This window comes from Dolichospermum flos-aquae CCAP 1403/13F (assembly GCF_012516395.1).
Lineage (GTDB): Bacteria > Cyanobacteriota > Cyanobacteriia > Cyanobacteriales > Nostocaceae > Dolichospermum > Dolichospermum lemmermannii.
In genome coordinates, this window is the sequence record NZ_CP051206.1 from 985851 (window position 1) to 998932 (window position 13082).

The following is a 13082-nucleotide window of genomic DNA, read 5'->3' on the forward strand; positions in this document are numbered from 1 at the left end:
ACTAGTCAATGAACACAGAGAAACTGGTTAGTATTAGTTAAACTTAAACTGCTGGCTTTAATCCCATTTGTCTTAAATTGATATGTTGCGGGTTTTAATTATCGGTGGAATTGGTGATGCGGTAGAATTAGCTGCTAAGGTAGCAAATATTCCTGGTATTGAGGCTATCTCCTCTCTAGCCGGTCGTACCCGTGAACCTGCTACTCCTGTGGGTAATGTGCGAATAGGCGGTTTTGGTGGTGTAGCCGGATTGGTGACTTATCTGCGAGAAATGCAAATTGATATATTAATTGATGCTACTCATCCTTTTGCTAATCAAATTTCTGAGAATGCAGCCGCAGCGACTCAGGAAGTAGGTATTCCTCGATTAATGGTAATTCGTCCAGCTTGGGAAAAACTCAAGGATGATTATTGGTTAGAAGTAGAAAATAATTTGGCTGCTGCTGCTGTTTTAGCAAATCAAGCTAACCGAGTATTTTTAACAATTGGTAGACAAGAAATTGCGACTTTTGCACATTTACAGGAAATTTGGTTTTTAATGCGGATGATTGATCCACCAAATGCTGATGTTGTCGTTCCACCTGGATTAATTTTATGCGATCGCGGTCCCTTTAGTTTAGAAAACGAACAAGAAATTCTCCTCAAATACAATATAGATACCATTGTCAGCAAAAATAGCGGTGGTAGTGCCACATATCCCAAAATTATCGCCGCTAGGAAACTAGGGATAAAGGTGGTGATGGTAAATCGTCCACCTGTACCCCCAGGAGAACAAGTTGCAGATGTGGAAAGTGCTGTGCAATGGCTAAGAGGATGTTTGAAAAGTATCAGAATTAATCGAGATCCCCCCAACCCCCCTTACAAAGGGGGGCTAAATTCCTCAAAGTCCCCCTTGGAAAGGGGGATTTAGGGGGATCAGATCCCACACGAAAAAGTTTTCAAACAACCTCTAAAGGTTAAACATTAATAACTGAGAAAATCCTGAGAAATAGCCAAGGTTTCGCTGATAATTTCTGATGCTAATTTATCAGATTTGAGTAAGGGATAAGCCGGAAGACCATGATGTTGATGCCCATTGGAGAATGATTGAGATTGTAAATAAATTCCCATAGCTAAACTAGGCAAATAGGTAATATTGTAATTTGCCACATTTACAGAAGATACTGAAGCAAAAGACAGATTAAATAAACTGTGCAAAGGTAATTTATACAAGTCCCGATGGGGAACTAAAATTATTGTATCTATCCCTGCCAATTCTTGAGTAATTGTGGAAATATTCAAGATATTTTGCAACTGCAATAGTTTTGATAGTGTTGATGATTCTTGCCAATCTGCTAACCAATGTTCAAATTCAATTAAGCGTTTTATTGCTTCGGGAATTCCTTCTGTCTCTTGGATGGGTGTAAACAGTAAAATCGGAGCTGGGGCTTGATCTTTGATAATGAATGTGTGCAAAGCGGCTGGGCTAAGATGCCAATAAATTATGGCTGTGGTAGGATTCAGTAATTGTTGAATAGAGCGATAATCTCCTGACTCAAGTTGATAATTCAAATCAGGCATTAACAACTGTAAACAGTTATTTCTCCCCTGTTCAGCCATTTCCCAAGCTTCTACTAAATCTCCTGTATTTACAGCTAAATCAACTGCTAGTTGTCCTAAACCTGCAAATTTTAGTACCAGTTGTTTTTTATTTTCATCAGTCCGATTCGGCTGAGTGAGTAATTGTTGTAATAATTCAATTCCCCATTTTTGTAATTCCTGTGCCGCTACTGTTTCCCCCAAACAGACAAGCACTTTCATCAGAGATTGCAAAATATCCAAATGCAATTCTGGAAAATCTTCTGGTGTCAGCGTAGATAGTGCCAGTTGATATTCGGACATGGCATGATGCCAATAATCACGAGGTGTGGTGGCTTTTTTCGCTTGCTCGTAGTAAGTATTACCAATAGCTATACGTAATCTTCCCCAACCTTCTGGGTGAGTATCCGGGCGAAGATGTTTCAAACCTGTCTGATAACTTGCTAATTTACCTTCATAGCCGCCTAAGTTAAGGGCAGGATTGGATGCAGAAATGCTACTAACTACAATTAGTGATGATTGGTGGGGGGTGAGATGACCAGCCGCCGCACCCCTTCCTAGCCAAGCTTCCCAGTAGTCTAGTTTAATTTCTAAAGCCCTGTCATAGCCGGATATAGCTTGGGCAGAACGGTCTAGGTAAAATAGGGTTACGGCTTGGTTATACCAGGCTGGGTGGAAATCGGGTTTGATGGCGATCGCTTGTTGATAGGATGAGATTGCATCTTCCCGACGACCTAAGTGTTCAAAGGACACACCCCGGTTATACCAAGCTAGATAAAATTCTGGCTGAATGGCCAGGGCTTGATCCCATGATTCAATTGCTTCTAACCATTGTTTTAAATTAAATAGCACCACACCCCGATCAATCCACACTTCATGATAGTTGGGTTGGAGATTGAGGGCTTGATCATAACTAGCAATCGCTTCTGCATATTGCTCAACCACAGCCAAAGCTATCCCCCGGTAGTACCAAGTTTCAGAATCTTGGGGTTCTAAATTCAGGGCTTGATCATAACTATCAATAGCTTCCCCAATTAAACCTAACTTGAGAAATGCTAAACCTCTGCTAGACCAAGCTGCTTGGTAATCTGGTTTAATAGCGATCGCTTGATCAAAGGAAGCAATAGCCGCATCAAAGTCTCCCAACTCGCCCAGAATACTGCCTCGGCTATACCAAACCTGATAAAAATCCGGTTTGAGAGCCAGTGTTTGGTCATAAGCAGCGATCGCTTCGGAAAACCGTTGCAAGTAAAATAATGCTAAACCCTGATTAAACCAATACTCATAAACATGAGGTTGGATTTGACTTGCCCGTTCATATAAAGCCAAAGCCTTTAACAAATCTCCAGCTTTAGCCTGCCGTAAACCCTGATAAAATAAACTTTCCGCCGGATTAGTAACAACTATTTGTGATGTTGATTGCTGGACAATTTGCCGATCACGAATTGCCAATTCCGACGCTAAATGCTGGACAAGATTGCTACTTTGCTCCAACCGCACCACCAACTCATCTAAAGTGGATGCTAACTGCGGTTCTATATTCATCAAAGACTCGTTCCAGCTTTTCTCCCTGGGAGATTCTGGATCGGCAATTATTTCCGCAGCATTCTGGGAAAATTCCTGAATTCTATACTCATAACTGTGATAGTGATTTTCTGTCTTAGCTGCATTCTCAGCTAAAGACCCATTACTTAACCCTACAGACTGACCAGTGAAGAGATCCTCAACCATTTGGGATACTGATGGATTAGTCACACTTTCCACATTCTGATCTTGCCAGATTTGTTCCCCAAATTGGCGGAGCAATTCCTGACCAGGAGTATCTAACTCCTCTGCTGTGGGGATGGAACTTTCCAACTCCTGTGACTCTTGCTTGCGCTCATACTCCTGATTGAGGTTGCGCCGCAATAGCTGCACCCCAACATCATAGGCCAGGTTGCTAACCTCACCAATACCTAACTCACCCAGTTTCACCATGCGCTTGGCTAAAGGAAGATTCGGTGCAGGAGAAGCTAATAATTTGTCCCCAAATATCAACAGCCAATCTATCCACCGATCAACTGTAATTCTCGGTTCCATCCGCTGCAAATACTTCAACGCCCACTGTTGTCCGCGCGCTTGATGCACACCTTCTAGTAGTTCATTAAATAACAACTCTAGATCCGCATTCGCGAGTTCTGGTGGTTGATCTGCCACCAGATTGCCTTGACTATCCTGGGAATCGGTGATTCCCAGACTGTCAAAGGGGGACTGTAAAAATTTGTTAAGCCACTGCAAGAGCCACCTGAACATCTGCCAATTTATGGGATTTTCTTTCTTCTAGATTGTAGCTATCCTTGTGTCAAAAAAAATTATTAATTACGGAATGGACTAGAAAACCAAATAGACCCACGTAAAAATATTGATAGCTACACCGCACAAATCAAACTTATTGACATACTCACCGACCGGAAGGTGCGGTAATTCTTGACACTTCGCCAGAACAGGCCACAAGTGGTCTTATCGTCCCTCCATGTCCGTTTAAAGTCTCCCAATGCCCTATGGCGACTATGACCAAATTTTAACATAAAGCCGTCCTGGAAGGACAGGGCTTGTGTCCCGTCTTTTCGGTCACTGGGATTTATCCTTGTGATTCAGAAGACTCGTTCGCTTCATTATACTGACTAACTAATACCTGAATAATTTCTTCTGGATTATTTGTTTCCACTCCTAGTTGTTGGGAGATTTGCTCGCATAGGGTTTCATCCTGCTGCAACATCATCAACAATTCATCTAGACTGACAGTTTTGTATTCCCCTTCTGGTAAATTTTCTTCCGTGTTGGCAGGTATTAAAAGATTATTTTCTACTGCATCGGGACCTTCGTATTCCCAAACTGGTTCTCCTGGATTGACTGTTAAGACTTTCATGCCTATATCGTAGGACAGATTGCTGATTTCCCCAACCCCTAACTCACCAAGTTGAACTAATCTGGCTGCTAATTCATTATGGGGTTTAGAAGATGCTAATAATCTGTCACCAAAACGATTTAACCATTCTAGCCACTGTTGGGTGCTAACACGATGTTCAAGATTATGTAACCATTTTTGCGCCCAAGTTTGTCCCTTGATCTGATGAACTCCTTCTAGTAGTTCTGTAAAGAGAAATTCTAAATCTGTGTCAGTGAGGGGTGGAATTACTGCTTTGGGGACTTGTTCCCGACTGGGGGTAAGATTTTGTTTACCACCAAACAAGTGCCGAAAAAATTTTTTGAGCCATTGAATTAGCCGCTTAAACATTTGATGCACCATTGATGTTGCTTATTAAAATTTTAACGGTGTGAGTGACTAGTAGTTCGTCAAATTTATTTTGACTGTATACTAGTTTTGACTTTTGACTTTTGACTTTTGACTTCCGCCCTGCGGTACTAGCGGCTATGTCTGAGGCAAAATTGCCATGAGTTGTTAGAATGGTAAAACCCTAAAATTTACCTGGGATATACGGATTTAAACCTGTCTCCATGTCTTACGAACCACTGCACCATAAGTATCGGCCAAAGAGTTTCGCTGAACTGGTGGGTCAAGAGGCGATCGCTACTACCCTAACTAATGCCATTCTCTCAGCGAAAATCGCCCCTGCCTATTTGTTCACTGGCCCTAGAGGTACAGGAAAAACTTCCAGTGCGAGAATTCTCGCTAAATCTCTCAATTGTCTCCAAGGCAACCAGCCAACCCCCCAACCCTGCGGTGTTTGTGAAATCTGTCAGGGTATTACTAAAGGCTATTCTACTGATGTGATTGAAATTGACGCTGCCAGTAATACGGGTGTTGATAATATCCGTGAACTGATTGAAAGGGCGCAGTTTGCCCCGATGCAGTGCCGTTATAAAGTTTATGTGATTGATGAATGTCATATGCTAAGTACCGCAGCGTTCAACGCGTTACTTAAAACCTTAGAAGAACCACCTAAGCACGTTGTTTTTGTCCTCGCTACAACAGACGCACAAAGGGTATTACCAACAATTATTTCTCGTTGTCAAAGGTTTGATTTTCGACGGATTCAGTTAGAGGCAATGGTAAAACATTTAACGTATATTGCCGCTAAGGAAAGTATTCATATTTCTCATGATTCTCTGACTCTGGTGGGACAAATTGCCCAAGGAGGATTAAGAGATGCAGAAAGTTTACTTGATCAATTAGCTTTAATTGCTGGGGAAGTGACACCGGATAAGGTTTGGGATTTGGTAGGTTCAGTCAGCGAAAAAGACCTATTTGGACTATTAGAAGCGATCGCTCAAGATCAAGCCGAAATAGTCCTAGACTCTACCCGGAAAATCCTAGATCGAGGTCGAGAACCCCTGATCATTCTCCAAAATCTCGCCGCTTTTTATCGAGATTTCCTCATAGCTAAAACCGCTCCCAATCGTCAAGATTTAGTTGCTTGTACTGAATCAACCTGGACATCATTAGTTGACTTTGCCCAAAAATTTGATATTAGTACCATCTTACGAGGACAACAACACCTGAGAACAGCAGAATTACAACTAAAAAACACCACTCAACCCCGTTTATGGTTAGAAGTAACATTACTGGGATTATTACCCAGTGCCAATATTCAAATTCAAACTGCAAATATTTCTCAGCAAGTTAATACAACTGCTGTCACTCCAGCTTATCCTCCCGCTGCTGCACCACCAGCATATCCGCCCACAAATCACAACTCATCCGTGAATTTTGCACCAGTACCCACGTCAGAACCTGTATATGCACCACCACCTACTAACCATCAACCAGAACCAATACAGCCAGTAGGAGAAGGTTCACAATACAATTTAACTCAACTTTGGCAACAAGTCCGTGGACATATTCAGCAGCTACCCACACAAGCATTATTGGGTCAAATGTGCCATTTAATGGAATTTAATGGTGTAGTTGCTCGTGTAGGTGTAAAAGCGGTTTGGTATGACAAAGTGAAATCTTATCTACCGATCATCACTACGGCCTTTAGACAAACTTTCCAGCAGGAAATTCAAGTTACCTTAGAAAAAGCTACCACTGCCAACGCCACATCAACTAAGCGAAATCCACCCCCACAAAATTCCACTCCCGTTCAACAACTACCTCAACCTACATCCTATCAACAACCACCAGCCCCGCAACCCACACCACAGCAACCCTCAGCCGTACCACAGCCAGTAGCTACAGTATCCGCACCACCACCCGTACCAGTCCGAATTGAGCCTGTTGTTACCAATACAGCACCAATGCAACCATCGCCATCAAGTTGGGATCATGATGGTGTGGTTAAAGCTGCGGAAAGTCTAGCAAAGTTCTTTTCTGGAGAAATCATCCGCATGACAGATGATAGTTTTCAATTATCTGATTCTGTTACTTCCACTGAAACGCCTGAAATATATGAATCTTATGTTGATGATGAATATAGTTGAGAAATTCAGAACTGTTGAGATTCTCCCCTTGTTTAAATATTTGACAGTTGCTAATAACGTCTGTAAGGATCAGAAGCAATTTTCATATTTGCATTTTCCCTGTTTCTTGATTAAGTGCAAGATATGAGGTAAGGTATAGGTTTACTGATTAAATCAAAAAATGTCTGAACAACAAACCATTAGTCCTTGGCAATCTAAACCTTGGTGGTGTCAACCTTGGTCAATTATCCTAACCAGTTTAACATTAATCAGCGGTAGTTGGTTAATCTTCAAAATTATTTGGTTAACAATTTTAGTTGCTATTCCATTATTGATTTGGATGGGATTTTTTCTGTTAATTTGGCCGCAGATGATGATTCGCAGTGGAGTTTTGCACAAAATCACAGAATAGTTAATTTAAATCTTTTTGTCAACATGAATGCTCAAATTTCTATTATTATTCCCACTCTCAATGAAGCGGGTAATATTAAAGAAGCAATTATTAGCAGTCAATCTAGTAGTAATGTAGAAATAATTGTAGTTGATGGTGGTTCAAAAGATGAAACATTATTAATCGCTAAATCATTGAATGTTAAGGTAATTATTTCTCCTCCCGGACGTGCTAATCAAATGAATACAGGTGCTATGGCTGCTAGTGGGGAAATTCTCCTATTTCTCCATGCTGATACCCGTTTACCGACTAATTTCGAGCAGATGATTTGCACAACCTTAGCAAAACCGGGAATTGTGGCTGGTGCGTTTGCTTTACGGATAAATGCCCCTAATTGGGGGTTGCGTTTGGTAGAATTTGGTGTAAAATGGCGATCGCATCTTTGGCAAATGCCCTATGGTGATCAAGCTATTTTTCTCACCAAAGATGTATTTCAGCAAGTTGGTAATTTCCCGCCAATATCAATTATGGAAGACTTTGCAATGATGAGAAAATTAAAACCTCTGGGCAAAATTCACCTATTACCAACACCCGTAATTACCTCACCTCGCAGATGGTTAAAAAAAGGAATTATCCAAACTACTATTTTGAATCAAATGATTGTCATTGCTTATTTACTCGGTATTTCCCCAACCCAAATTCGTAATTGGTACTCTTCCCCAAAATCCTAGAGAATTTTTATGATTATTACCCTTTTATCAGCAATAGATTTTTCTGTAATTCAAGAATCTGTTAAAGTATCTTCTCCCAATCTTCAAGAATTTTTACAGAATGCTTTACAGTGGATTAATAGCCTTGGTGCTATAGGAGGAATAGTATTTATTGGTATCTATATTATAGCTACTCTAGCTTTTTTACCGGCTGCACTGCTGACATTGGGTGCTGGGGTAATTTTTGGTGTAATTTGGGGTTCTATATATGTCTTTATTGGGGCTACATTAGGTGCTATAGCAGCATTTTTAGGAGGACGTTATTTAGCGCAAGGTTGGGTAAAAGAAAAAATATCTAGTTACAAAAAATTTGCCATCATTGATAAAGCAGTTAGTAAAGAAGGATTAAAAATTGTCCTATTAGTTCGACTTTCTCCCCTCTTTCCCTTCAATTTATTAAACTATGCTTTCGGAATTACTAGTGTTTCTTTTCAAGACTATTTAATTGGTTCAGTGGGGATGATTCCTGGAACAATTATGTATGTTTATTTTGGATCTTTAGTAGGAGATATAGCCTTAATTGGCAGTAAAAATCAACCTGGAAACATCATTCTCCACTGGGTAATTCAAATCATGGGGTTGATAGCAACAATTGCTGTCACAGTTTATGTCACGAAGATAGCTAAGAAAGCTTTAGAAGATGAGAACTTATAAAAATTCTTTGTTTTTTATTTTTCAATAATTTTAGTAATTTTGTTAAATATAAAACCGATAAATTTCTGATGATAATGTATTTATAAATAACAGATCATATAATCAAAAACATAGTTTATACTTAACCATTCAGAGGTAATACTAATGTCAACTTCAGAATCTCCAAGAGTCACAATTCGTCCCATGGATGAGTATAATCAAAAACTCCTCAAAAATGTTCATCCAGATAATTGGGTAAATCCCCAAAGGGCTGATTGTTATGATTTAGTAGTAATTGGTGGGGGAACTGCGGGTTTGGTTGTCGCTGCGGGGGCTGCGGGATTAGATTTGGGTTTAAAAGTGGCATTAATTGAAAAAAATCTCATGGGAGGAGATTGTTTAAATTTTGGTTGTATTCCTTCTAAATGTTTAATTCGTTCTTCTCGTGTAGTTGAAGAAATCAGAAAAACCAAAGATTTAGGGATTAATATTTCTCAGAAATTTGATGTGGATTTTGCCACAGTTATGGAGAGAATGAGACGCATTCGGGCGAGTATTAGTCATCATGATTCTGTGGAAAGATTTAAAAGTTTAGGAATTGATGTTTTTTTAGGTGATGGTAAATTTATAAACAAGAATACTATAGAAGTTGATCAGCAAACATTAAAATTTAAAAAAGCTGTCATTGCTACTGGTGCTAGGGCTGTTAAACCGAAAATTCGGGGAATTGAAGCAGCAGGTTATTTAACTAATGAAACTGTTTTTTCCCTAACTCAGAAACCCGAAAAATTAGCCATAATTGGTGGTGGACCTGTTGGCTGTGAATTAGCACAAACATTTCAGCGTTTGGGTTGTGAAGTGACATTATTTCATCGAGGTTCACATATTTTAAATCAGGAAGATTCAGAAGCAGCGGAGATTTTGCAAAAAGTTTTAATTGATGAAGGTATTCGTTTAGTATTAAATTGTCAATTAGAAGAAGTTGTTACAGTTACGGAAGGAAAACGCCTATATTTTTCTGTGAATAGTGAACGAGATTCGGTGACAGTTGATGAAATATTAGTTGGTGCGGGACGGGCTCCCAATGTGGAAAATTTGAATTTAGAGGCAGTGGGTGTAGAATATGATCAAACCTGGGGTGTAAAAGTGAATGATTATTTACAAACCACAAATCCCAAAATTTACGCCGCTGGTGATATCTGCATGAATTGGAAATTTACTCATGCGGCAGATGCGGCAGCGCGAATTGTGATTAAAAATACCCTGTTTTCGCCTTTTGGTTGGGGACGATCTAAACTCAGTAGTTTAGTGATGCCTTGGGTGACATATACCAGCCCGGAAATTGCTCATGTGGGGATGTATGCAAATGAAGCGAAAAAATTAGGTATAGAAATAGAAACTATTAAGATTCCTTTTAAAAGTATAGACCGAGCGATCGCAGATCATGAAGAATCTGGTTTTTTAAAGATTCATCACAAAAAAGGATCAGATCAAATCCTCGGTGCAACCATAGTTGCTAATCATGCAGGGGAGATGATTTCGGAAATTACTACAGCTATTGTTAATAATATTGGTTTAAGTAAACTGAGTAGTGTAATTCATCCTTATCCCACTCAAGCGGAAGCCATTAAAAAAGCCGCAGACGCTTATCGTAAAACTCTACTAACACCAAGAACTAAGCAATTATTGGGATTTTTAACCAAGTTTTCTTAAATTTGAGAGTTTCAGATCCCCGACTTCTTAGAGAAGTCGGGGATCTTGTTCTTGAAGAAAATATTCATGGTAAAATTCATGAAGAAAGAGAAAAAATTGCCCCATCTATGCCAGAATTATCAGGACATCAAACAAAATGGAATATAAATCTCTGGCTATTGTCAGCAGTATCGTTATATTTGGAATTCTGGAAACCTTAGTTCCTTTCTTTCAATATCGTCAAAATCCCATTAAAAGAGTTATTCACAATTTAATTTTGGGGTTAATAAATTTTTTGGTGGTTAATTTAACTGTTATTTTAATCTTAAATTCTCTCTGGAAACCAACTTTATGGCGGGGATTATTTTATGATATTAATTTACCCTGGTTACATTTTATTCTCTCTTTTTTATTGCTTGATTTGTATATGTATACGTGGCATAGATTAATCCACACTTGGGGTTTTGCTTGGCGTTTTCACAAAGTCCATCATACAGATAGATGGATGAATATATCCACAGCTTACCGCTTTCATACAGGAGAAGTTATTGTTGCCAATATTCCCAAAATTGGGTTAATTTATCTGTTGGGAATTACACCAAATGCTTGGATATTATATGAATCTTTATTTGCGGTATCATTAGTTTTTCATCACAGTAATTTTGCCTTACCTTTTAAAATAGATAAATTCCTGAGTTATTTTATTGTTACACCTAATTATCATCGCGCTCATCATTGTCAATTAACAAAATATTTAAATAGTAATTATACAAGTTTATTAACTATATGGGATCTAATTTTTCAATCTCGTTATTATCCGCCCCAACCAGAAAGCATCCAGTTAGGTATATCGGAAGAAACCAGAGATCTTAATTTTATCAGTTTATTAAAATTACCGTTTGTGTCTGTTAATAAACACAATTGATAGGATCAGAGAACGGAATTCAAAAGTAAAACATTAAGAAACTTATCCAAAGATGCAGAAGCTGATTTAAGATTAAAATTAATGAGCTAAATTGTTCAATTTGGAGTTTTTCGCTGTGTTAAGTTCACCTTTACCCACAATCAACGCCCTCAAACAACCTACCAGTGATGCTTGGGTAGAGCAAGCGATCGCTAACCTTGATATTATCTTACTAGATCACTCCCACTGTGAACGCAAAGCCGCAGGAGTAGCATTAAATATGATGTTTCGCTATCCCTCTAATGCTAAAATGGTGAGAGAGTTAACAGCGATCGCTCGTGAAGAACTAGAACACTTTGAACTCGTCAATCAATGGCTAGAACGCCGTAACATCAAACTAGCAGCCCTATCCGCACCCCCCTACGGTGCAGGGTTAAAATCCCAAGTTCGGGGACAAGAACCCCAGAGATTTTTAGACTCCTTACTCGTCACCGGCTTAATAGAAGCCCGTAGTCATGAACGCTTAGGACTCCTAGCTGCTAACTGTCCAGAACCAGAATTAGCCGCATTTTACCGCAGTTTAATGGCATCAGAAGCCCGACATTTTGGGATGTATTGGGTTTTAGCTGATACCTATTTTGACCGAAAAATCGTCATGGACAGATTAGACGAATTAGCAGAGGTGGAAAGTCAATTATTATCAACCTTACACCCAGAACCGAGAATACATAGTTAGTCAGTTTTTGCCGGAGTATGGATTAACAACCAAGATTGCAAATCATTCAAACTCTGAAAATCTAAAAGAGCTTCACTCAATTCTTCCAACACAGATAATGGTAAACCAGAAATAGATTTTATCTTTCTCTGAGATATTTTACCAAACCGCTTTGTTAATTGTCGAATCACCAAATTAATTGTAGCTTGTTCTATGCCTTGTTCTATGCCTTGTTCTAGTCCTTCCTCTAGTCCTTCTTCTCTGCCTTGTTCCAGTCCTTCCTCTCTGCCTTCTTCTTTAATTTCTTGATAAACTCTAGTTTCTTTGAGTGTAATTCCTAACATTGATTCTACCTCCCGACGACTCAGATTTTCAAACTTGTAGACCATGATTGTCGTGATCATCTCCATCATAGCTTGACTTGATGGTGTGACAATCTCCTCATGGGTTCTGGTTAATAAATATCTAGCTACTGCTGGGGCTTGACTTTCTCCCAGAGTAGTTAGTAACATGACACCTAAACCTAATGGTAATTCTTGAATATCTCCCAATTCATCTAAATATACCCGATGTACTTGAGGACTGTTGAGAAATCCCCGATGAGGATAAATGTCATTTTGTTCTGTATTTCGAGATGGATAAATAATCACTACTTGCCAATCACAAAACCTTTTGCGATTACGATAAAAATATAGTGAAGTTTCCGCGCATATTCTTTCATACAATTCCTCATCTCTTTGAAATTGCACTTCACAAAAATATACTACTCCTTGTCCATCACTTTCTGGCGGTAAAAACACACCATCAATTGCAAAAGTTGGTTCTTTAACAGCCACAGAATCAAAGCGATAAGCCTGAGCATTAATCGGCGGATCTGTCAACAGTTCAAACAACAAAGATGGATATTGTTGAAAGAGTTTATAAAAAAGTGAATCTCTTCGCATAAATCATGATTATAATATTTACTGGTTAAAATTCCTCCAACTTTGCGTCTTT

At 39.1% G+C, this 13082-nt stretch carries 11 protein-coding genes; 8 read left to right on the forward strand and 3 right to left on the reverse strand.

Going from position 1 to position 13082, the window contains the following annotated elements; translation table 11 throughout:
* Positions 1 to 82 precede the first annotated feature (82 nt).
* A complete protein-coding gene (locus HGD76_RS05125; RefSeq protein ID WP_168695153.1) occupies positions 83 to 910 on the forward strand; it encodes a cobalt-precorrin-6A reductase in 828 nt (275 codons plus the stop codon).
* Positions 911 to 963: 53 nt separating this feature from the next.
* On the opposite strand, the gene HGD76_RS05130 is transcribed toward HGD76_RS05125, so the two are convergent.
* Both HGD76_RS05130 and HGD76_RS05135 read right to left on the reverse strand, forming a co-directional pair.
* Positions 964 to 3870 carry a tetratricopeptide repeat protein gene (locus HGD76_RS05130; protein ID WP_168695154.1) on the reverse strand — a complete coding sequence of 969 codons (2907 nt, stop codon included), beginning with the start codon at positions 3868 to 3870 and terminating at the stop codon, positions 964 to 966.
* A gap of 328 nt (positions 3871 to 4198) precedes the next feature.
* Positions 4199 to 4855 carry a hypothetical protein gene (locus HGD76_RS05135; RefSeq protein WP_168695155.1) on the reverse strand — a complete coding sequence of 219 codons (657 nt, stop codon included), beginning with the start codon at positions 4853 to 4855 and terminating at the stop codon, positions 4199 to 4201.
* A gap of 221 nt (positions 4856 to 5076) precedes the next feature.
* On the opposite strand from HGD76_RS05135, the gene HGD76_RS05140 reads away from it, so the two are divergent.
* The 7 genes from HGD76_RS05140 to HGD76_RS05170 all read left to right on the forward strand — a co-directional run bounded on the left by HGD76_RS05140 (position 5077) and on the right by HGD76_RS05170 (position 12107).
* The gene (locus tag HGD76_RS05140) at positions 5077 to 7002 is read left to right on the forward strand and encodes a DNA polymerase III subunit gamma/tau (RefSeq protein WP_168695156.1); all 1926 of its coding nucleotides are present in this window, start codon (positions 5077 to 5079) and stop codon (positions 7000 to 7002) included.
* Positions 7003 to 7162: 160 nt separating this feature from the next.
* Complete coding sequence (locus HGD76_RS05145) at positions 7163 to 7393, forward strand: DUF6737 family protein (protein WP_015078909.1); 231 nt, start codon at positions 7163 to 7165, stop codon at positions 7391 to 7393.
* 23 nt (positions 7394 to 7416) lie between these two features.
* Positions 7417 to 8103 carry a TIGR04283 family arsenosugar biosynthesis glycosyltransferase gene (locus HGD76_RS05150; RefSeq protein ID WP_168695157.1) on the forward strand — a complete coding sequence of 229 codons (687 nt, stop codon included), beginning with the start codon at positions 7417 to 7419 and terminating at the stop codon, positions 8101 to 8103.
* Between the two features lie 9 nt (positions 8104 to 8112).
* Positions 8113 to 8796 carry a TVP38/TMEM64 family protein gene (locus tag HGD76_RS05155; protein ID WP_015078907.1) on the forward strand — a complete coding sequence of 228 codons (684 nt, stop codon included), beginning with the start codon at positions 8113 to 8115 and terminating at the stop codon, positions 8794 to 8796.
* A gap of 144 nt (positions 8797 to 8940) precedes the next feature.
* Positions 8941 to 10488 (forward strand): mercuric reductase, encoded by a 1548-nt coding sequence (locus tag HGD76_RS05160; RefSeq protein WP_015078906.1) that lies wholly within the window; start codon positions 8941 to 8943, stop codon positions 10486 to 10488.
* Between the two features lie 136 nt (positions 10489 to 10624).
* Positions 10625 to 11392 (forward strand): sterol desaturase family protein, encoded by a 768-nt coding sequence (locus tag HGD76_RS05165; RefSeq protein WP_148763214.1) that lies wholly within the window; start codon positions 10625 to 10627, stop codon positions 11390 to 11392.
* A gap of 115 nt (positions 11393 to 11507) precedes the next feature.
* Positions 11508 to 12107: a MiaE family protein gene (locus tag HGD76_RS05170; protein ID WP_148763212.1), complete on the forward strand. Its 600-nt coding sequence runs from the start codon at positions 11508 to 11510 to the stop codon at positions 12105 to 12107.
* Here HGD76_RS05170 and HGD76_RS05175 read toward each other — a convergent pair.
* Positions 12104 to 13030, reverse strand: a complete 927-nt coding sequence (locus tag HGD76_RS05175) for an Rpn family recombination-promoting nuclease/putative transposase (RefSeq protein WP_015078903.1) — start codon at positions 13028 to 13030, stop codon at positions 12104 to 12106. The genes HGD76_RS05170 and HGD76_RS05175 overlap by 4 nt on opposite strands.
* Positions 13031 to 13082 lie beyond the last annotated feature (52 nt).

Coding starts and splice junctions, on each gene's coding strand:
- HGD76_RS05125 (WP_168695153.1), top strand. CDS start 83: ATGTTGCGGGTTTTAATTATCGGTGGAATTGGTGATGCGGTAGAATTA.
- HGD76_RS05150 (WP_168695157.1), top strand. CDS start 7,417: ATGAATGCTCAAATTTCTATTATTATTCCCACTCTCAATGAAGCGGGT.
- HGD76_RS05175 (WP_015078903.1), bottom strand. CDS start 13,030: ATGCGAAGAGATTCACTTTTTTATAAACTCTTTCAACAATATCCATCT.
- HGD76_RS05165 (WP_148763214.1), top strand. CDS start 10,625: ATGGAATATAAATCTCTGGCTATTGTCAGCAGTATCGTTATATTTGGA.
- HGD76_RS05145 (WP_015078909.1), top strand. CDS start 7,163: ATGTCTGAACAACAAACCATTAGTCCTTGGCAATCTAAACCTTGGTGG.
- HGD76_RS05135 (WP_168695155.1), bottom strand. CDS start 4,855: ATGTTTAAGCGGCTAATTCAATGGCTCAAAAAATTTTTTCGGCACTTG.
- HGD76_RS05140 (WP_168695156.1), top strand. CDS start 5,077: ATGTCTTACGAACCACTGCACCATAAGTATCGGCCAAAGAGTTTCGCT.
- HGD76_RS05130 (WP_168695154.1), bottom strand. CDS start 3,870: ATGTTCAGGTGGCTCTTGCAGTGGCTTAACAAATTTTTACAGTCCCCC.
- HGD76_RS05155 (WP_015078907.1), top strand. CDS start 8,113: ATGATTATTACCCTTTTATCAGCAATAGATTTTTCTGTAATTCAAGAA.
- HGD76_RS05160 (WP_015078906.1), top strand. CDS start 8,941: ATGTCAACTTCAGAATCTCCAAGAGTCACAATTCGTCCCATGGATGAG.